The organism is Corynebacterium efficiens YS-314 (assembly GCF_000011305.1).
GTDB lineage: Bacteria > Actinomycetota > Actinomycetes > Mycobacteriales > Mycobacteriaceae > Corynebacterium > Corynebacterium efficiens.
Genome location: NC_004369.1, coordinates 2,933,755 through 2,954,054 on the forward strand (window position 1 = coordinate 2,933,755; position 20,300 = coordinate 2,954,054).

18 protein-coding genes are annotated in these 20,300 nt (G+C 64.2%); 10 read left to right on the plus strand and 8 right to left on the minus strand.

Going from position 1 to position 20,300, the window contains the following annotated elements:
- Positions 1 to 246 precede the first annotated feature (246 nt).
- Positions 247 to 951 carry a hypothetical protein gene (locus CE_RS13610; RefSeq protein ID WP_006768880.1) on the plus strand — a complete coding sequence of 235 codons (705 nt, stop codon included), beginning with the start codon at positions 247 to 249 and terminating at the stop codon, positions 949 to 951.
- Positions 952 to 972: 21 nt separating this feature from the next.
- Here CE_RS13610 and CE_RS13615 read toward each other — a convergent pair whose 3' ends face one another.
- Together CE_RS13615 and CE_RS13620 are read right to left on the minus strand one after the other, a co-directional pair.
- The gene (locus tag CE_RS13615; protein WP_006768879.1) at positions 973 to 2,865 is read right to left on the minus strand and encodes a pyruvate kinase; all 1,893 of its coding nucleotides are present in this window, start codon (positions 2,863 to 2,865) and stop codon (positions 973 to 975) included.
- Positions 2,866 to 2,967: 102 nt separating this feature from the next.
- Positions 2,968 to 3,921 carry an L-lactate dehydrogenase gene (locus CE_RS13620; RefSeq protein WP_035109376.1) on the minus strand — a complete coding sequence of 318 codons (954 nt, stop codon included), beginning with the start codon at positions 3,919 to 3,921 and terminating at the stop codon, positions 2,968 to 2,970.
- Between the two features lie 194 nt (positions 3,922 to 4,115).
- Between CE_RS13620 and CE_RS13625 the strand changes: the two genes are divergently transcribed.
- The 5 genes from CE_RS13625 (at position 4,116) to CE_RS13645 (ending at position 9,006) form a co-directional block, all read left to right on the plus strand.
- A complete protein-coding gene (locus tag CE_RS13625; protein WP_011076070.1) occupies positions 4,116 to 5,930 on the plus strand; it encodes an alpha/beta-hydrolase family protein in 1,815 nt (604 codons plus the stop codon).
- 280 nt (positions 5,931 to 6,210) lie between these two features.
- Positions 6,211 to 6,855, plus strand: a complete 645-nt coding sequence (locus tag CE_RS13630; RefSeq protein ID WP_006768874.1) for an HAD family hydrolase — start codon at positions 6,211 to 6,213, stop codon at positions 6,853 to 6,855.
- A 78-nt stretch (positions 6,856 to 6,933) separates the two neighbouring features.
- Entirely contained in the window at positions 6,934 to 7,479 is a 546-nt protein-coding gene (locus CE_RS13635) for an NADPH-dependent FMN reductase (RefSeq protein ID WP_035109244.1), read from the plus strand.
- A gap of 47 nt (positions 7,480 to 7,526) precedes the next feature.
- Positions 7,527 to 8,210, plus strand: coding sequence for a FadR/GntR family transcriptional regulator (locus CE_RS13640; RefSeq protein WP_006768872.1), 684 nt, complete (start codon positions 7,527 to 7,529; stop codon positions 8,208 to 8,210).
- Between the two features lie 7 nt (positions 8,211 to 8,217).
- Positions 8,218 to 9,006, plus strand: coding sequence for a metallophosphoesterase family protein (locus CE_RS13645; protein ID WP_041628388.1), 789 nt, complete (start codon positions 8,218 to 8,220; stop codon positions 9,004 to 9,006).
- A gap of 21 nt (positions 9,007 to 9,027) precedes the next feature.
- Here CE_RS13645 and CE_RS13650 read toward each other — a convergent pair whose 3' ends face one another.
- Both CE_RS13650 and CE_RS13655 read right to left on the minus strand, forming a co-directional pair.
- A complete protein-coding gene (locus CE_RS13650) occupies positions 9,028 to 9,933 on the minus strand; it encodes an IS982-like element ISCef3 family transposase (RefSeq protein WP_011074985.1) in 906 nt (301 codons plus the stop codon).
- Between the two features lie 72 nt (positions 9,934 to 10,005).
- The gene (locus CE_RS13655) at positions 10,006 to 10,578 is read right to left on the minus strand and encodes a hemerythrin domain-containing protein (RefSeq protein ID WP_041628389.1); all 573 of its coding nucleotides are present in this window, start codon (positions 10,576 to 10,578) and stop codon (positions 10,006 to 10,008) included.
- Positions 10,579 to 10,851: 273 nt separating this feature from the next.
- On the opposite strand from CE_RS13655, the gene CE_RS13660 reads away from it, so the two are divergent.
- Together CE_RS13660 and CE_RS13665 are read left to right on the plus strand one after the other, a co-directional pair.
- The gene (locus CE_RS13660) at positions 10,852 to 12,249 is read left to right on the plus strand and encodes an MFS transporter (protein WP_006768869.1); all 1,398 of its coding nucleotides are present in this window, start codon (positions 10,852 to 10,854) and stop codon (positions 12,247 to 12,249) included.
- A 96-nt stretch (positions 12,250 to 12,345) separates the two neighbouring features.
- A complete protein-coding gene (locus tag CE_RS13665) occupies positions 12,346 to 13,599 on the plus strand; it encodes an alpha-hydroxy acid oxidase (protein WP_006768868.1) in 1,254 nt (417 codons plus the stop codon).
- Between the two features lie 56 nt (positions 13,600 to 13,655).
- Here the strand turns inward: CE_RS13665 and CE_RS13670 are convergent, their stop codons facing one another.
- Both CE_RS13670 and msrA read right to left on the minus strand, forming a co-directional pair.
- Positions 13,656 to 14,207 carry an LURP-one-related/scramblase family protein gene (locus CE_RS13670; protein ID WP_006768867.1) on the minus strand — a complete coding sequence of 184 codons (552 nt, stop codon included), beginning with the start codon at positions 14,205 to 14,207 and terminating at the stop codon, positions 13,656 to 13,658.
- A 25-nt stretch (positions 14,208 to 14,232) separates the two neighbouring features.
- Positions 14,233 to 14,886 carry a peptide-methionine (S)-S-oxide reductase MsrA gene (gene msrA, locus CE_RS13675; protein WP_143758479.1) on the minus strand — a complete coding sequence of 218 codons (654 nt, stop codon included), beginning with the start codon at positions 14,884 to 14,886 and terminating at the stop codon, positions 14,233 to 14,235.
- A 252-nt stretch (positions 14,887 to 15,138) separates the two neighbouring features.
- Here msrA and CE_RS13680 point away from each other — a divergent pair, with 252 nt between their 5' ends.
- The gene (locus tag CE_RS13680; protein WP_006768865.1) at positions 15,139 to 15,741 is read left to right on the plus strand and encodes a superoxide dismutase; all 603 of its coding nucleotides are present in this window, start codon (positions 15,139 to 15,141) and stop codon (positions 15,739 to 15,741) included.
- A gap of 85 nt (positions 15,742 to 15,826) precedes the next feature.
- Here the strand turns inward: CE_RS13680 and CE_RS13685 are convergent, their stop codons facing one another.
- Together CE_RS13685 and CE_RS13690 are read right to left on the minus strand one after the other, a co-directional pair.
- Positions 15,827 to 17,719: a BCCT family transporter gene (locus CE_RS13685; RefSeq protein WP_006768864.1), complete on the minus strand. Its 1,893-nt coding sequence runs from the start codon at positions 17,717 to 17,719 to the stop codon at positions 15,827 to 15,829.
- A gap of 98 nt (positions 17,720 to 17,817) precedes the next feature.
- On the minus strand, positions 17,818 to 18,714 hold the full coding sequence (locus CE_RS13690; RefSeq protein WP_006768863.1) for a LysR family transcriptional regulator: 897 nt from the start codon (positions 18,712 to 18,714) through the stop codon (positions 17,818 to 17,820).
- A gap of 83 nt (positions 18,715 to 18,797) precedes the next feature.
- On the opposite strand from CE_RS13690, the gene CE_RS13695 reads away from it, so the two are divergent.
- Positions 18,798 to 20,039 (plus strand): MFS transporter, encoded by a 1,242-nt coding sequence (locus CE_RS13695; RefSeq protein WP_006768862.1) that lies wholly within the window; start codon positions 18,798 to 18,800, stop codon positions 20,037 to 20,039.
- Positions 20,040 to 20,300 lie beyond the last annotated feature (261 nt).

The window sequence follows — 20,300 nt, forward strand, 5'->3', positions numbered from 1 at the left end:
AATACGGGCAGCACCCCAGCAACTCAATGACCATTGATTGAAGTTCGGCGAGGACAGCATAGAAACTCACCCCGCCTCCCGGGCTTTTGGGTTGGTGGCGGCCAACCGTTGCTGGGTGACAAACAAATGCGCCGCGGTCACCAGCGTGGTGTGGTGATGCCAGCCCAACCAATGTTATGAGCCGGGAAGAGAAGAACTGAGCCGGCGGGTTCGAGCCGCCCACTGCCCTAAGGAGTGTGTCCCCCGATGTCGGACAACACATCATCGTCTGCTTCCCACACCACGGCGCGCATCGGTGTCATCATGGCGGTGGCCCTCACCGTCCTGACCGCGGTCACCTTCATTCTCGCTCTGACTGCCCTGCCGAATAAGGTTCCCTATCCGTTCAACCAGGACGTCATCGTCGAGCAGTGGCCGGGGGACTATCTGTGGATGCCCCCAGCCATGCTGCTCATGGTGGTCTTCGTCGGTGTCCTCGCAGCACTCCATGAGCAGGCCGGGCCGGACCGACGGATCTACAGTCTGATCGCGTTGGGCATGGGAATCCCCGCGGCCACCGTGTTGGTGATCAACTACTACCTCCAGTTCACCGTGATGCCGATCAGCCTGGAGAAGGATCAGCTCGACGGGTGGGCACTGTTCACCCAGTACAACCCCCAGGGGATATTCATCGCCCTGGAGGAACTGGGATACATGCTGATGAGCCTGGTGCTCCTGGCCGTCGCCCCCGTTGTCACAGGCCCCGGCAGGGTGGCGAAGACCCTGCGTGTCCTGTTGGCCCTGCAGTTTGTGGTGATGGTGTTATCCCTGATGCTCATTTCCGCGCTCCTGGGCAGGGAACGCGGGGACATCTTCGAGATCACGGTGATCACCCTGGTGTGGGTGGTACTACTCATCGCTGGACCACTTCTGGCCATCTGGTTCCGACGTTCCGGGGCCCGGGTGACATAACCCGTCCCAGGAACGCAACCACTAACCCTGCTGGTCCGGTTCCTCCCAGCTGCGGATGCGACGCAGCAGCATGCGGCTCTTGCGCTGGGAGGCGCCGAGTTTTTTGCTCATGCGGGACAGCACCTTGATGGCGTCGTTGATGTGTGGGCCCTTGTTGAGCATGACGCATTCACACCGCAGCGCCAGGGTGGCGTCGGTGATCTCGGCGCGCGACGGCAGGCCGTTCTTGGCCATGTTCTCCAGCACCTGGGTGGCGAAGATGGTGGGAATGTGGGCGGCTTCAGCCAGGGCCATGATCAGCTGCGGCACCTCGGCCATGCGGTCGAAACCGAGTTCCACGGCGAGGTCGCCGCGGGCGATCATCACACCGAAGTTCTCGTGCCGCATCCCGGTGAGCATGATCTGGGCGAGGTTCTCATAACCGGGGATGGTCTCGATCTTGAGCACCAGGCCCAGCTCCCGAATCTTGTCGTGCTCACCGGTCTCCTCCGCGATCTGGGCGAGGGCGTCGAGGACATACTCCACATCACCGGTGTCACGGATGAAGGAGACGTTGACAATATCGGCGTGCTTGGCCACGAAGCGCAGGTGGCGGAGGTCCTCCTCGGTGAGGCTGGGCAGGGGCAGTTCGGAATCGGGCAGGTTGATGCCCTTGTAGGCGGCCAGGTTGACGCCCTGCGGGCGGGCGCGGGTGACCTCCAGCTCGACCACGTGGTGGCCGTCGTGTTCCCTGCGGTCGATGCAGACGGCGGCGATGGATCCGTCGTCGAAAAGCACCCGGTGACCGACCTTGATGGCCCCGACCGCCTCCGGGAGGGTGCAGCTGATCTTGGGGATGCGGCCGTGGCCGGCCGAGGGGTCGTAGACCACCTCCTCGGAGGTGAGGAACAGGCGGTTACCCACCTTGAGGTTGATGCGCTGGCTCACCGGCGGGATGCCACGCACCGGGGTGCGCTCGTAGTCGTGCTGGAGCAGCGTGCCGTTGGCGATGTAGGCGTTCTGGTACCCCTCAGCCAGCACCGCGCCGTCGAAGGTGCGCACGACGGTGAAGGAACGGCGGGAGCCGCGGGTGTCGGTCAGGCCGATGACGCTGCCGGTGGAGAGCTTATCGAACCAGTCGGGATCCACCTGCACCGCCAGCGCCGGGCGGCCGGGCAGATTCTCCGGAACCGGCGCAGGTTCGGTGCCCTCCTCCGGGATCGGGGTGATCCAGATCTTCGCGGGGGTGAGCACCTTGCCAGTATCCAGGCGGGTCACACGCGCACGACCGACCTCGGGGCCCGGCGCGATCTCGCCGGTGCGCACCTTCGGGCCGCCCAGATCCATGGCCACGCGGATCTCCCGGCCGGCCTCCTCGGCGACGATGTGGACATTGTCGATCATCTGCTTCCACACGGTCTCATCATCGTGGGCGCAGTTGATGCGGGCCAGGTCCATGCCACTCTTGGCGAACCCGCGGACCATCTCCAGATCGGTGGCCGCCTCGGTCGGCAGGGTGACCATGATGCAAGACGGGGTGCCCTCGAGGGGCGCACCAAGCAGGATCTCGGCGTGCTCGTCGAGGATCTCATCGGCATCGGAGAAGGCATCGGCGACATCGCGGCCGGGATAGATGGGCCCCTCGCCCAGGTAAGCGCCGATGACATTGCGCGCGGATTTCAGGCGCGCCTTCACGCTGGGTTCGGTGGTGGTCAGACGGGTCGATCCGATGGAGGCCAGGGCGCTCTGCAGATCACGCAGATCCCGGGTGCGCAGGTGCAGGTAGTGGAGCAGGTTGATCGCGCCGTTGTAGTGCGTCGGCGCCACCTTGTCGATCTCCGCCTTATTCGCCTCTGTGACCTGTGCCAACTCGGTCAGCAGGTCATCGACCTCATGGCGTAGTTTCTGCAGATGATCGTGATCAAACGTACCCATCTCGTTGCTCCTTAAACCCTCGGACCGCTAACAGTCCCATTGTGCCCCCGCAGCGGTGATCCCGCGCGCCACACAGTGCTTATCGACGAAAACCCCCGCCCCCTATTCCCCCACCGGGAAGATCTCATCCTTGATCGCACGCAGCGTCTGCGCGGAATGCTTGAAGCGGCTCATCTCACGATCGGAGATCTCCAGCTCCACCACGCGGTGGATGCCACTGCGGTCGATGATGGCGGGAGTGCCGATGTAGATATCCTCCTCGCCGTACTGCCCCTCCAGGTAGGCGCTGACCGGCAGGGCGACATCCTGATTGTTGAGGATCGCCCGGGTGATGCGCGCCAGACCCATGCCAATGCCGTAGGACGTGGACCCCTTGGCGTCGATGATCCGGTACGCGGCATCGCGGGTGTCCTCGAAGATCTTCTCCAGGCGCGGCTCCAGCTCGGGATCCTTCTCCAGCATCTTGCGCATGGACACACCCGCGATCGTGGCGGAGGACAGAACGGGCAACTCAGTGTCACCGTGCTCACCGATGATGTAGGCGTGGATCGACTTCGGCGAGACATCATAGAGCTCACCGAGCATGTACCGGAAGCGCGCGGTGTCCAGGACGGTGCCGGACCCGATCACGCGACTGTGGTCCAGACCGGAGAATTTCCACACCGCGTAGGTGAGGATGTCCACCGGGTTGGTGGCCACCAGGAACAGACCATCGAAGCCATTGGCCATGACCTCATCGACGATGGTGTGCATGATGTTCACATTCTTGTCCACCAGCTGCAGACGGGTCTCACCCGGTTTCTGGGCGGCACCGGCGCAGATGACCACCATCGCGGCATCCTCACAATCGGAGTAGGTCCCCTTCCTCACCTTGGTGCGCTTGCCTGCCCACACCACACCGTGGCTGAGGTCCATGACATTGCCTTCAAGTTTCTTCTCATCGATGTCGATGATGCACAGCTCATCGGCGATGCCCTGGTTGACCAGCGCATACGCATAGGCGACCCCCACATCGCCCGCCCCGATCAGAACCACCCGGTTGCCCACAAAACGCATGTTGTCCATCCTCATTCCCGTGTTGAGCCCAGGCGGCCAAAGAGATGGTGCGTGTCCGTGGCGTGCCCAGGAACTGTGTCTACCTTTTTAATTATGCCCGATTTTGTCCGGAAAAGCTGTCTGGCCGGACCACTGCAGTACTGTCGCCCTGCCGTCGCCCTGCGGAGCGCGCCGGGCTCTGTCATCATGCATCTATGCCATCAGCCCCGAGACTAGTGGTTCGTGAGTGTGTGCGCTGGGTGGGAGGTGGGCGTCGACAAGCATTACGCCTGCTAGGCCGCGGACTGGCCGCCGGCCTGGAGCTGCTGCCCGCCGTCCCGCGCCGGATCCTGCCGCGCCGCATGGGCGCCGGCCTGCTCGGTGCGGAGATGGCCACCTGGTGGGCACTGTCACCCTCGCTGCTGCCCCGGCCGTGGTGGGTCACGGCGGTCAACCTCGCGGTGTGCCAGGCCGTCGGGCATGGCGTGGCCACCGGTGTGTCCACACTCGCGCCCCGGGTGCCGGGCCTGGGGCAGATCACCCACAGCGCGGTGGGGGCGATCACGCTGGCCACCGTGGCGGTGGGTGTGCAGCGGCAACGCAACCAGTCCCACCTTATGGGCATCAAGAACCGCGGGCCGGTGGAAACCGCCCTCGGCGTGCTGGTCGGGACCGTCGGTTATGGTGCGCTGCTGGTGCTGGGCGAGCTGATCCAGGGCGCGGTGGACCGGCTACGGGCGCTGGCGGTGCGGATGCTGCCCAGCTGGATCAGGTGGCTGAGCTGGCCTTTGTCAGTGTGCGCGCTGAGCACGGCCGTGATGTTGCTTGCCGACCGCGTGGTCCTACGCCGCATGCTCAACACCGCCGCACGCAAGGCCGAACACCTCAACAGACTGGTCTTCCCCGGCACCTGGCAACCGTGGGAACCGGAACGCTCCGGCAGCCCGTGGTCCCATGAACACTGGGGTGCGGTCGGGTCGCAGGGCAGGGCGGTGCTGTCGGGCGGGCCACGCAGGCGGGATATCACAGAGGTCACCGGGCTTGATCCGAGCCGTGTGCACGAACCCATCCGCCTCTTCGTCGGCCTGGTGCCCGGGCGCACCCGCGCCATGCAGATCGACCTGCTCATCCGCGAGATGCACCGCACGGGCGCCTTCCGCCGCGACACCATCGTCATCACCACCTCCACCGGCACCGGCTGGATCACCGACTGGTCCGTCGCCGCCGTGGAGTTCCTCACCGGCGGCCACTGCGCCACCATCTCCATGCAGTACAGCTACCTCCCCAGCTGGCTGAGCTGGTACCGCGACAACGACGCCCCGGTGCGCGCCGCCCGCGAGCTTATCGACGCCATCCTCCCCCACCACCACTCCCTCCCACCACACCACCGCCCCCGCCTCTACCTGGCCGGCGAATCACTCGGCGCCTATGGAACCGCCGGCGCCTACGGCGATGTCCGCGAACTGCTGACCAGGGCCGACGGGGTCATGCTGTCCGGCACCCCACGCTTCAGCGAGGCCATGCAGCACCTCATCGCGCAGCGTGATGCCGGCAGCCCGGAACGCCTGCCCATCATCGACGGCGGCCGACACATCCGGTTTGTCGCCGATCCCGCGCACCTGACCTGCGATTACCAGGGCGAGGGTTATGCATGCGAGTGGTCCCACCCGCGGATGATCATCGCCCAGCACGCCTCCGACCCGATCGTCTGGTGGGAACTGCCACTGTTTATCCGCCGCCCCGACTGGCTGCGCGAACCCGGCACCCGCGGGGTGACAGCACCGGATGCGCAGAAACTGGATGTGTTCCAACGACTGCAGTGGGTGCCGTTTGTCACCGGATGGCAGCTGGCTCTGGACCTCACGGTGTCCGTGGATGTCCCCGGAGGTCACGGACACAACTACCACGGTGAATTCCTGCCCTACTGGGCGGCGCTGTTGGGTTCACGGGCGGGGGTTCCGGTGCAGCTGACCCCGGAGATCCAGCAGAAGGCGATCTCCTGGATCCGGGAAAACTCGGTCAGGCGCTAATGGGGCGTTTTAAGGCCTCTGTGGGGGGCCGGATGGGCCTGAGTATGGTCTGTGGGTTGCGGGGCGCTTAGACGGCGATCTGGGGTGGGTGTTTTTCGGGCCCCGCGGGGTGGAAGTTCGACTTTTTCGACACAGCGGGCGCGGCAGACAGGGGTTGTGTCGAGAAATTCGAACCCGGGTGCTGCTGGAATGCGATTTTTCCGACACAACGGGCGCTGCAGGCAGGCAGTGTGTCGAAATAATCGAACCCCCGGGTACCAACCCACCTAGTATCAGAACCATGAACCGGCACGCCATCCTCTTCGATCTCGACGGCACCCTCGTGGATCACACCAGTGCCTCCCATGCAGCATTGCGGGCATGGTCCCCGACCATCGGCATCGAGCCGGATTTCCAACGCTGGCTGGAGTTGGACAAGTGGGGTTTCGGGCGTTTCGAACGGGGCGAGACCACCCACCTGGGGCAGCGTCGTGATCGCATCCGCGCCTACACCGGCCGGGAGATGGACGATGACACCTGCGACGAGATCTACACAGGCTACCTGCGCGCCTATGAGCAGCACTGGACCGCCTTCGATGATGCCCTTCCCTGCCTGGAACGGGCCCTGGCCACGGGTGATCCGGTGGGGATCCTCACCAACGGCAGTGAGGAGATGCAGCAGGACAAGCTCAACCGCACCGGCCTGAACCTGCCCGGCGTGGTGATGTTGGCGGCCACCACGCTGGATTCCGCGAAACCACGTCCGGAGATGTATGAACGCGCCCTGGACCGGCTCGGCGCCACCACCGCCACCATCGTGGGTGATGACTGGGTCAATGACGTGGAAAAGCCTCGTGAACTGGGATGGAAGGCCTGGTATATCAACCGCCCGGGTACCGATCCGCGCGTGGATGTCACCTCGCTGGACCAGGTCGTCTTCGCCTGACAAAACGGATGACATACCGGTCGGAACGCACCTACGATGGCGGGGAGTACTGCACATCATCTACTGAAGGAGTCCAGCATGAAGATCGGCGTCATCATCGGAAGTATCCGCAAGGGGCGGTTCGGGCAGGGGGTGGGTGATTGGGTCATGGGCCAGGTTGAGGCCCGCGCCGATGAGGGTGTGGAGTACCAGCTCCTGGATCTCAAGGAGTTCAATGTCCCCCTCCTGGAGGCTGAGACAGTGCCCGGTGCGGCCAATAAGCAGTATGAGGATGCGAATGTCACCAGGTGGTCGCAGGCCATCGATGCCTGTGACGCCTTCCTGTTCATCACGCCCGAGTACAACCATGGTGTGCCCGGGGCGTTCAAGAATGCCTTTGATGTGCTGGGGATGGAATGGTGGGGCAAGCCGGTGGGTTTCGTCTCCTATGGTGCGGCCGAGGGGGTGCGGTCTGTGGAGCAGTGGCGTCAGATCGTGGGTAATTTCAACATGTTCGATGTCCGTGCCCAGGTGACCTTCTCCACGTTCACGGAGAGCAGGGAGGGTGTGTTCACCCCGAATGAGCGTCGTGCGGGTGAGTTCGCGAAGGTTGTGGACGCCCTCCTGGAGGCGGGGAGGCGCTGAGTCGCTGGCAATGACCTTTTCCAACCGGCTCCGTGCGATACTGGGACATGATGAAAGCACATGAGATCGTCATGAACTGGGTGACGGAGGAATTACAGAGCGGCCGGCTCAGTATCGGCGATCACCTCCCCAGCGAACGGGCACTCGCCGAAACTCTCGGGGTGTCCCGCAGTTCACTCCGGGAGGCTCTGCGTGTGTTGGAGGCGCTCGGCAGTATCTCCAGTTCCACAGGTTCCGGGCCGCGGGCGGGCACGATCATCACCGCCGCCCCGGAGCAGGCGCTCGCCTTGTCCCTGACCCTGCAGTTGGCCACCTCCCAGGTCGGGCACCACGATATCTATGAGACCCGTCTGCTCCTGGAGGGGTGGGCTGCCCGTCGTTCCTCCCCGGATCGTGGTGACTGGGATGCCGCGGAGAAGGTTCTCGATGTCATGGATGACCCGGATCTCCCCTTGGAGGAGTTTCTCACCCTTGATGCGCAGTTCCATGTGATTCTGACCCGGTCGGCGTCGAATCCGCTGATCAGCACCCTCATGGATGCGCTGCGGTCCTCGGTGGCTGATCACACCGTGGCGTTGGCACAGGCGCTGCCGGACTGGCCGACCACCGCGGTGCGTCTGCAGGCGGAGCACCGGGCGATCCTGGCGGCCATGCGGGCTGGTCGTGGCGAGGAGGCGGCGCGGCTCATCGGGGAGCACATCACCGGGTACTACGAGGAGACACAGGGGTAGCTGGTTGATGCCTCGGACGCTTTGGGCGGTCAGCGATCTGCATGTCACGTTCGCGGAGAATCAGGCGGTCGTCGACAAGCTTGCTCCCCGGCACCCCGGGGACTGGTTGATCGTGGCCGGCGACGTCGCCGAGCGTATCCCCGATGTGGTGCGCACGCTCGGGGCGCTGAAGCAGCGGTTCGACACGGTGATCTGGGTGCCGGGCAACCATGAGCTGTTCAACCGCAGCAGCGACCGCGTCACCGGCCGGGCACGTTACCGTGCGCTGGTCGGGCAGCTGCGCGCGATCGGTGTGATCACCCCGGAGGACCCCTATCCGGTGTTCGGGCGGGTGACGGTCTGCCCGTTGTTCACCCTCTACGACTACTCCTTCCGCCCGCCGGGGCTCACCGCGCAGCAGGCGGTGGCGCGCGCGTCGGTGAAGCTTGACGACGAGATCGCCATCGCCCCCTATGTCGACATCGAGAAATGGTGCGCCGAGCGGGTCGAGTACACCGAGGACCGACTCAAGGCCACCCGCGGTGAGAAGGTGCTGGTCAACCACTGGCCCCTGGTCATCGAACCCACACACCGACTCCGGATGCGGGACATCGCCCTGTGGTGCGGCACCACCGCCACCCGCGACTGGCCGGTGAAACACCACGCGGTCATGGCCATCCACGGTCACCTGCACATCCCCGTGGAAACGCGTGTCGACGGCATCAGCCACGTCGAGGTCTCACTCGGCTACCCCTTCGAACAGCACCCGCCCCATCTCGCGCGGCCGTGGCCGTTCCCGGTGATGCAGATCAACTAGATGAGTAAGTCCTATTGATTTTTAGTGGTCATAGGCGATCAGGGAGCGTTTGTTGGGGGCGTCGATGAGCCAGTTGTGCCAGATCCCGGCGGCCAGGGCCAAAAGTTTCGCGGCGACTCGGGCGTAGACGCCTTCGACGGTGCGCCCGCCGTGCTGCTCGAGGCCGAGTTGGCCTTTAAGCGTGTCGAAGACGGACTCGACCCACTGGCGGATACCACCGAGGGCCCCGAACCGGGGCTTTTCATCCTTGCGGTCGGGACGGACGAGGTGGGCGCCAAGCTCGTCGGTGACAAACGCCTCGAACTCTTTCCCGGCGAAGCCCTTGTCCGCCAGGATGACCTGCCCGTCGTGCACCAGATGACAGTCATGATCAAGCAGGACCTGGGTGGTTTCCCGCTCGCCGATCTTCGGGTTGGCCAGCCCCCAGATCACCGGCATCCCGTCCGGGGTGCAGACCAGATACAGGCGAAAACCCCAGAAGAACCTCGAATGCGAAGCGCAGTAGCCGTAGCCGGCATGCCCGACCAGGTCAGAGCGTTTGACTGTCTCTCTTGAGGTGCCGCAGGGTACCGGGGTGGAGTCGAGTAGTCGCAGGATCTCGTGCCAGGAGGCGGTGTCTTTGGCCAGGGCGGTGATCACCGCGCTGATCAACGGGCCGGCGGCCCGGATGCGCTTGTTGTAGCCCGATTGTTGGGGCATCGCCGGGAACATTCCGGTCAGGTGTGCCCGGGCGTAGCGCACCCATCGGGATTCTGAGGAGGATCCGTGCAGCAGGTGTTGGGCGACGGCCAGGCACAGCAGTTCGGCGTCATCGAGGGCTGGTCGGCGCCCTGGGCGGTGAGTCCGGTCGTAGTCCAGATCGGGCAGGACACGGTCGACCAGGGTGACGTAGAGTGTGGTCAGGAGAGTGTTTAGTTTGTTGTTCACACCAAAAACTCAAGCACTCTCCGCCCTCGTTGAACAGACCTGCGCGCGAGAGTCCTAATAGGACTTACTCATCTAGGTCGCGCGCCCGGTGAGCTTGTCGCGTAGGCGGTCGACCATGCCGACACCGGCGCCGACGGTCTTGTGGAAGAGCTCGGAGTGCGGGGCACTGGGGTGCGGACGGGTGGGGGCCAGCTTCTTCGCCTGTTCGACCTTCTCCCCCAGTTCCTCCAGCTGCTCCCGGGGAAGGTGGGCGCGCAGCTTCGGGAACTGATCCTCCTCCTCATCCTTGGCGTGGTGGGCGAGCATCTCCTCGAATTTCTTGACCAGTTCGATGAAATCGGGGTGCGCGGCGTCCACGCCCTCCAGTTCCTTCATCACCGTGACCAGTTCGTCGTGCTCCTTCTTGTCGTGTTCGACCTCTTCCGCGCCGTTGGGCAGGTGTTCCTCCATGACGGGGTAGACGTACATCTCCTCGGCCACCGAGTGGCGCATGACCTCGGCAGTGACGGTGTCGACCAGGTTGCGACGCTGCTCCGGATCGGTGGTCAGATGAACCTGGGCGAGCAGGTCACGCATGTCCTTGTGGTCGGCGGTGAGGATGGCGGTGACATCGGTGCTGCTGGCGGGCTGGTCGGCGTGTGCCATGGTCGGGATCCTTTCAGCGGTGCTGATGTTTCCGGGTGATTTTTCCTGTGGGCCCCGAGTGTAACCATGATCACAAGATGCGGCCATGGGACTGGGGGCTGAGTGCGCCCATCATCGCGGACCGGCCCGGCGCGGGGGTGCCACATCGGGGCGCTGAGCACTGCCTTTGCGGACAAAAGTGCCGGGACGCGCACCCCTGCCCCTGTCCCCACTATTGACACAAAGAGGTGACGTGCCTTACATTCTTGTGGTCTGACCACATGGCCTGACCACATGGTCGGGTTGCACAGCCTATCCCCTGCCACCCCCTGGAATCCCCTGCGAAATGAGGTCACCTTGATCACCACAACCGCCTCCACGAGGACTGCCCCCACGCAGCCCCCGACGAAACTGAACAAACGGGTACTGTTCGGCAGCCTCAGTGGCAGCGTCATCGAATGGTTCGACTTCCTGGTCTATGGAACCGTCGCTGCCCTCGTGTTCAACAAGATGTTCTTCCCCAACGACAACGCGTTCGTCTCCACGATGCTGGCCTATGCATCCTTCTCACTGACCTTCTTCTTCCGGCCCCTGGGCGGAGTGATCTTCGCGCACATCGGCGACCGCATCGGCCGCAAGAAGACCCTGTTTCTCACCCTCATGCTCATGGGCGGGGGAACCGTGGCCATCGGCCTGCTGCCGGACTACAACGCGATCGGCATCTGGGCGCCGATCCTGCTGATGCTGCTGCGCATCCTGCAGGGCATCGGCATCGGTGGCGAATGGGGTGGGGCGCTGCTGCTCGCCTACGAGTACGCCCCCAAACACCAGCGCGGTCTCTACGGCGCAGTGCCCCAGATGGGCATCTCCCTGGGCATGCTGCTGGCGGCCGGTGTCGTGTCCCTGCTCACCCTGCTGCCCGATGAGCAGTTCCTCACCTGGGGTTGGCGTGTGCCGTTCGTGGGAAGCATCGTCCTGGTGTTCATCGGCCTGTGGATCCGCAACGGCCTGGACGAGACCCCCGAATTCCGACGCATGCGTGAATCCGGCAACCAGGTGAAACTGCCCATCAAGGAGGTCGTGACCAAGTACTGGCCGGCGGTGCTGGTCTCCATCGGGGCGAAGGCCGCCGAGACCGGACCGTTCTACATCTTCGGCACCTACATCGTCGCCTACGCCACCAACTTCCTGAACATCCGCGACAACATCGTCCTGCTCGCGGTGGCCTGCGCCGCCCTCGTGGCCACCATCTGGATGCCCCTGTTCGGAGCCTTCTCCGACCGGGTCCCCCGCGCGAAGCTGTACCGCTGGTCCGCCACGGCGACGATCCTCCTGATCGTCCCCTACTACCTGGTGCTCAACACCGGTTATATCTGGGCACTGTTCGTCGCCACCGTCATCGGCTTCGGAATGTTGTGGGGCAGCGTGAACGCCATCCTCGGCACCGTCATCGCGGAGAACTTCGCCCCCGAGGTCCGCTACACCGGCGCCTCCCTGGGATACCAGCTCGGTGCGGCGATCTTCGGCGGCACCGCACCGATCATCGCGGCCTGGATGTTCGAGGTGTCCGGTGGCCAGTGGTGGCCGATCGCCCTCTATGTGGTGGCCTGCTGTTCCATCTCCATCGTCGCCTCGTTCTTCATCCGGCGGGTCGCGCACCGGGAGCCGGAGACGGTGGCGTCGCAAAGCTGAACCCGCCGTGAACCGGCCCCGAACCGCTCCCACGCCCGCCCGAGTCTGATTACCATCGTCCATAACCCCCTTTGTTGTAAGGAAGGACCCTCCCCCATGGTCAAGCGCCAGCTGCCCAACCCGTCCGAGATGCTTGAGCTGATGAAGTTCAAGAAGCCGGAGCTCAACGCGAAGAAGCGCCGTCTGGATTCGGCGCTGACGATCTATGATCTGCGGAAGATCGCGAAGCGTCGCACGCCGGCGGCCGCCTTCGACTACACCGACGGTGCCGCCGAGGCCGAGCTGTCCATCAAGCGCGCCCGCGAGGCGTTCGAGAACATCGAATTCCATCCGGACATCCTCAAACCTGCGGAGAATGTGGACCCGTCCACGCAGATCCTCGGCGGCCACTCCGCCCTGCCGTTCGGTATCGCGCCCACCGGTTTCACCCGCCTCATGCAGACGGAGGGGGAGATCGCCGGGGCCGGAGCTGCGGGGGCAGCCGGAATTCCCTTCACGCTGTCGACACTGGGCACCACCTCCATCGAGGATGTCAAGGCCACCAACCCGCAGGGCCGCAACTGGTTCCAGCTCTACGTCATGCGCGACCGGGAGATCTCCTACGGTCTGGTGGAGCGCGCGGCCGCGGCGGGTTTCGACACCCTCATGTTCACCGTCGACACCCCCATCGCGGGTTACCGCATCCGGGATACCCGCAACGGCTTCTCCATCCCACCGCAGCTGACCCCGGGCACCGTCCTCAACGCCATCCCGCGACCGTGGTGGTGGATCGATTTCCTCACCACCCCGACCCTGGAATTCGCGTCCCTGTCCTCCACCGGCGGCACCGTCGGTGATCTGCTCAACTCCGCGATGGACCCCACCATCTCCTATGAGGACCTCAAGGTCATCCGCGAGATGTGGCCCGGGAAACTGCTGGTCAAGGGCGTGCAGAACGTTCCCGATGCGGTGAAACTCCTGGAGGGGGGCGTCGACGGCCTGATCCTGTCCAACCACGGCGGCCGCCAGCTCGACCGCGCGCCGGTACCGTTCCATCTCCTGCCACAGGTACGCCGGGAGGTCGGTTCCGAGCCGACCATCATGATCGACACCGGCATCATGAACGGCGCGGACATCGTCGCAGCCATCGCTCTCGGCGCCGATTTCACCCTCATCGGGCGTGCCTACCTCTACGGCCTCATGGCCGGCGGCCGCCAGGGCGTGGACCGCACCATCGAGATCCTGCGCACCGAGATCACACGCACCATGGCGCTGCTAGGAGTGTCCACACTCGACGAGCTCGAACCGCGCCACGTCACCCAGCTGACCACGCTGGTGCCCATCAGCGACACCACGCGTACCCACGTCTAACGCTCAACGCTTGTCGACGCCCGACCCCTCCCCGCACCCCACCTCCGGGGCGGGGGTCAGTTGTTGGTGTCCTTATGCCTGACCAGGTCGAGGACCACCATGGTGCCGATGATCGCACGACGGATCTCCACCGGGGTTTCCGGCTCAAAGGTCAGCGCATAGGTGCTGCGCCCCAGCAAACCCCTGGCCAGGCCGGGCCAGGTTCGGGAGACACGGGCGACCACGTGGCCCCGGGTGGTGAAGGTGAACTTCAAACCGGTGAGGTTGCCCTTGAGTTCGATCAGGGCGCCCGGCGCGAGGGAGATATCCAGACGCGTCGTCAGTGCCACGAACCGCCTGCGCACCTGCCCGAACGCGCTGTCGTCGGGAAGGTGTAATTCAAAGGTGTCGCGGACAAGGTTGAGTGGATCGCGCACGGTGAGAACCGGCTGGTCATCCACATCACGCACGGTGAAATGGCGACTTCCCTTGACCAATAGGGATCCCAGCGACCCGTGCGTCTCCACACGCCCCGCGACCTGCCCCTCGCCATCGAGAATGGCGAAGTCATTGGTCACCAGGGCGGTGACCTGCTGGAACAGCAGGGTGTTGTGAGTCAGCAGGGACACGCGCAGACCTTTCTCCTAGGCTCTTCTAGGCCTCCACGCCGCAGGGGATGCCGGTGGAGTGGTGCGGGCAGTACCCGTCAGGGTTCTTGTGCAGATACTGCTGATGGTAGTCCTCGGCGAGGTAGTAGTCCGCCGGGGTGATGACATCGACCTCAGTGGTGATCTCGCCGAAACCGTGGGATTTCAGGGTCTCCCCATAGGTGGAGACAATCTGGCGTACGGTTTCCGCCTCTTCACCGGTTTCCACATAAAAGGCTGAGCGGTACTGGGTGCCAACATCATTGCCCTGGCGGTAACCCTGCGTCGGGTCGTGGGCCTCCAGGCCCCGGGCCACCAGTTCCGCAAGGGTGATCTTCTCCGGATCGTAGACTACCTCGACGATCTCGGTGTGTCCGGTGCGCCCCGAGCAGACCTCACGGTAGGTAGGGTTCGGGGTGTAGCCACCGGCGTAACCCACCGAGGTGGATTCCACACCGTCCATCTTCCAATACATCTGCTCCACGCCCCAGAAACAGCCCAGTCCGATCCAGACGCGTTTCTGCCCCTCCTTCCAGGGGCCGGTGATCGGGGTGCCCAGCACCGTGTGCGGCTGGGGGGATTCAAGAACAGGATGTCGACCGCCCTTGAGTGCTTCCTCGGGTGTCACCATCTTCGGCTCAGGCCTGAAGAAAAATGCCATTGTGACGTTTCCTTCCATAAGGGACTTTTGTTGCGACTCTACTCCGACACAACCGTGTTCTCCGCTGTGATATTCCAGTACGGATGATGCCCCGGATCGGGGCGCAATAATAGGATTTGCATAAAAGTCGTTGCTTTATCAACAAACCCGCCTATAATTGGGAGGAGCGGCACCACCCATGTGGAGGGCACTCGCTGACGAGTCGCCGAAATCTGTATATGCTCGGTGCCGAACCCAACGAAAGGAAACAATATGGCTGTTTACGAACTTCCGGAACTTGATTACGCATACGACGCTCTCGAGCCACACATCGCGGCTGAGATCATGGAGCTGCACCACTCCAAGCACCACGCAACCTACGTTGCGGGCGCCAACGCTGCTCTCGAGGCCCTGGAGAAGGCACGCGAGGAGGGCACCAACCCTGACCAGGTCCGCGCACTGTCCAAGAACCTTGCCTTCAACCTGGGTGGCCACACCAACCACTCCATCTTCTGGAAGAACCTTTCCCCCAACGGTGGCGGCGAGCCTACCGGTGCGCTGGCTGAGGCCATCAACCGCGACTTCGGTTCCTTCGAGAAGTTCAAGGACCACTTCAACTCCGCAGCACTTGGTCTGCAGGGCTCCGGCTGGGCGGTCCTTGGTTACGACCACATCGCTGGCCGCCTCGTCATCGAGCAGCTGACCGACCAGCAGGGCAACATCTCCATCGACATCACCCCGCTGCTGATGCTCGACATGTGGGAGCACGCCTTCTACCTGCAGTACAAGAACGTGAAGGCTGACTACGTCAAGGCAGTCTGGAACGTCTTCAACTGGGATGACGTTGCACAGCGCTTCGACGCTGCCTCCAAGTAGGACACTGAATCCCGGTAACCGGGATCGCAACGCTTGAAAAACGGGTGGGCCCCGGAGGATTTCCTCCGGGGCCCACCTTCATGTTCTACCGCTTCTCCTGGTCGGGGGTCCAGCCATCGGCCCATTCACCGGTGGCGTAGTTGTACTCGATGTTGTTGCCCTCCTCATCGGTGCGCTGATACCACTCGGTCACGCGGTCGGCGGTGGAATCGAAACCGGCGCCGGCACCCTGCCCCGCGGGTGATGCGGAGACCGCCAGTTCGAAATCATCACCGTGTTCCTCCAGACCACGGACCACGGCGCTGCGCACGGCGGCGGTGGCGTAGGTGCGGCGGATGGCCGCCGGGTCGGTGGTGAGGTCACGCAGGAAGGCCACCGTCATGAGGATGAGCACGATGGAGAACGGCAGGGCGATGAGGATGGTGAGGTTCTGCAGTGCGGTCAGGGTGGTCTCACCACCTGCCAGCAGCATGACCACCGCGATGCCCATCATGCACAGTCCCCAGAAGACCACGACCACCTTGCTCGGGGCGGGATCCCCCTTGGAGGACATCGTGCCCATCACCACGGATGCCGAATCCGCGGAGGTGATGAAGAAGATCGCCAGCACACCGATGAGCAGGAACGGGGTCAGGGTGTTCAGTGGGAGCTGGTCGAACAGGGCGAACAGCACCTGCTCATTGTCGGCCGTTCCATCAAAGTCCTGCACCCCCTCACGGTGGAAGTGGATCGCGGCACCACCGAAGATGGTGAACGCCAGAATGAGGATGAAACTGGGTACCGCGATGGTGACCAGGGCGAACTCCCGCAGGGTACGGCCACGGGAGATCCGCGCGATGAACATGCCCACGAACGGGGTCCAGGCGATCCACCAGGCCCAGTAGAAGGCCGTCCACCAGCCCTGGAACTCCAGGGTGTCCTCGCCCCAGGACAGGGATTTACCCATCATCGGCAGCAGCTCATCCAGGTAGGTCATCACACCCGAGGGGATGAGGTTGAGCAGGAAGAGGCTGGGCCCGGAGATGAAGACGAAGGCGATCAGACCCAGGGTCAGGGTGATATTGATGTTGGACAGGTAGCGGATGCCACGGGCCACACCGGAAACGGCGCTGATGATGAACCCCACGCCCAGCAGACCGATGATCATGATGATCGCATTGTTGGCCAGCGGTCCGACCCCGGAGACGATCTCCACACCACGGCCGATCTGCAGTGCGGACAACCCCAGGGTGGCGGCGGTACCGAAGAGCGTGGCGATGATCGCCAGGATGTCGATGACCCGCGCCACCGGCCCCTCAGCGTGCCTGGTGCCCAGCAGCGGACGGAAAACGGAGCTGATCAGGGAGGGCCGTCCCCGCCGGTAGGTGGAGTAGGCCAACGCGCCTCCGACCAGTGCGTACAGTGCCCAGATGGACAGCCCCCAGTGGAAGTGGGATTGCGCCATGGCCTGGTGCAGCGCCTCCGGGGTGCCCGCCTCCACGGTGTTCGGTGGTGGGGAGAGGTAATGCGCGAGGGGTTCGGAGGGGCCGAAGAAGAAGATGCCCACGCCGAGTCCGGCTCCGAACATCATCGCGACCCACGAGTACCGGGAGAACTCCGGTTTCTCGTCATCCTTACCCAGGGGGATGTGGCCGAAGCGGGAGAACGCCAGGAACAACATGACGAACAGGCCGAGCCCCATGACGAGGTTGAGCAGCCAGGCGGCGTTGCCCATCGCCCAGGAATAGGCGGTGGAGGACACCGTGGAGACGGAAACCGGATTGGTCACGCCCCAGATGATGAAGGCGATGATGATGGTGGCGGTGGTGAAGAACACCATCTTGTCCAGGCCGAAGCGCTGGCGTTGTTCCTCCACGCTGATACCGGGCACCAGCCCGGGGTGGAGATCATGGGGATACAGGCCTACGGCGGTTGTCTTCCTGCTTCTGCGCAGGCGCCGGGTGAAGCTGTCCGTGGGTTGACGGGGGGTTTCGGGCATGGTGGTGTCCTCACTGCATCCAGGGGTTGTCACGGGGGAAGACCCCCATTAGATGATGTCCCCCCCTGTGGCATTCCCGTTAGACCCTAGCAGCGTGATCAGGGATGTGAAACAGCAAACCGGGACCGCGCCACGAAATCCCGGAACACCTCCACCGCCGGGGCGGGGCCGGAATCAGCCCGCCACACCAGGCCGAGTTCGCGGTGGGTCGCAGGTTCGAGGGGCCGCAGTTTCACGCCCACGGTGGGCAGGTGTGGATCGCCCATGGGCAGCACGCCCACGCCCAGACCTGCGCTGACCAGGCCGGAGACGGTGGTCAGTTCCATGGATTCGAAGACGATGTCGGGGGTGATACCGGAGGCGGTGGCCAGGGCGTCGAGAAGCAGGCGGGTGCCGAAACCGGGCAGCATCGCCACGAAGGGTTCCCCGGCAGCCTCCCGCAGCTCGACCGGTCCCTCACCGTCGAGGCGGTGCCCCTCGGGCACGGCCAGGGCGAGACGCTGGCGCAGCAGGGGCGCCCACCCCAGACCAGCGTCGACCTCCGCGGGTCTCGGTCCCACGAGGGCGAGGTCGGCGGCGTCGTCAAGCACGCGGGCAACCAGCTCATTGGCCGGCCCCTGGTGCAGCTCGAACTCCACGCGCGGGTGGTCGGTGCGGAAGGTACGGATCAGCTCCGGGACCATCCACGTGCCCAGCGAATGCATGAAATCCAGGCGGATCGTGCCCAGCTCCGGGTCCATCAGGCGTTTGACCTGCGTGACCGCCATGTCCAGCTCGGCGGTGATGCGCCGCGCGTGTGGCAGGAACGCCTGCCCGCGGGGGTTGAGGTGGAGCCTGCGCCCGGCGCGCTCGAACAGCGGCGTACCCACGTGCTTTTCGACGCGCGCCATCCGGCGCGACAGTGTCGGCTGCGCAATACCGAGCCGATCCGCCGTCTCCGTCAGGTGCCCGGACTCGGCAACCTCGATGAAAAGGCGGAGATCATCGATTCTCATGGTGGCAGCTTATGCAGAAAACGCATGGAAAACAGCTGTTTGTGACATTTTACTAATCACCGCCGCTCACCGAAGATGGTCCCATGGACACCGACGAGTACCGGGGCATCGAACGCGGATCCCGCACCTACCTGCGCGCCGTGCTGGCCATGCTCGCCGCCGGCCTGGCCACGTTCAACTCGCTCTACTGCACCCAGGCGCTGCTGCCCACCATGACCGCCGACCTCGGCATCACCCCCGCCGAATCCGCGCTGACCGTCTCCGTGGCCACCGGCATGCTGGCGCTGTGCATCGTCCCGGCATCGATCCTGTCGGAGAAATTCGGACGCGGACGCGTGCTGATCACCTCCCTGGCACTCGCGGCGGTGCTGGGGCTGATCATCCCGTTTGCCCCCGGCATCGCCACGCTCATTGCCCTGCGCGGACTGCAGGGCGCCATGCTCGCTGGTGCCCCGGCGGTGGCGATGACCTGGCTGAGCGAGGAACTCCACCCCCGCGACCTGGGCCATGCGATGGGTATCTACATCGCCGGCAACACCGTCGGCGGACTGATGGGGCGACTCATCCCCGCCGGCCTGCTGGAAGTCACCCACTGGCAGTTCGCCCTGTTCGGAGCCTCGGCGGCCACGCTGGTGTTCACCGTGGTCATGGTGGCGCTGCTGCCGCAGCAGAAACTGTTCCAACCGAAGAAGATCACCCTGCGCTATGAGCTGGCCGCCATGGCCGGCCACTGGCGCAACCCCCGCCTGGCACTGCTGTTCCTCACCGCCTTCCTGGCGATGGGCACCTTCGTCTCCCTGTACAACTACCTGGGCTTCCGCATGATCGACCAGTTCGGACTCAGCGAGGTACTCGTGGGCGCGGTGTTCCTGATGTACCTGTCCGGGACGTGGAGTTCCGCGCGGGCCGGGGCTTTGCGACAGCGCCTCGGCAACGGCCCCACCGTGATCTTCCTGGCCATCACCATGATCGTGAGCATGCTGGTCATGGCCGTAGACAACCTGTGGGTGACCGTGGTGGCGCTGTTCGCCTTCACCGCAGCTTTCTTCGCCCTGCACTCCTCCGCGTCGGGGTGGATCGGGTTGATCGCCACCCGCGACCGCGCCGAGGCCTCCAGCATGTACCTGTTCTGTTACTACGTGGGGTCCTCCGTGGTGGGCTGGTTCTCAGGCATCATCTTCACCCACGCCAGCTGGTGGGTGTTTGTCGGCTATCTGACCGGGAGCCTGTTGGTATTGCTGGTGATGACTGTGATGCTGGCGAGGCTGGCCCGGGTGGAGCATTCCGCGCCCGCCACCACTGCCACCGCTCCAGCCACCACTTAACCCCGAGATCCTGTTCCCAGAAACCGCGTTCACTAACCCAGAGATCAGTACTGCTTTCTGGGGACAGGATCTCTGGGTTATGTGTGTGGGCTCCCCGACCACGACATCAGTACTGATGCCAGAGTTGGTGGGGCGTGGACCATAGGCATGATTATGAACGGCTTTGACCGTACTAATAATGGGGTTAGTCTTGAGCCATGAGTGAGACCACCGACCAGAAGTGGACAAGCCGGTCCTGGCACCGCAGAGCCAGCAAACCCG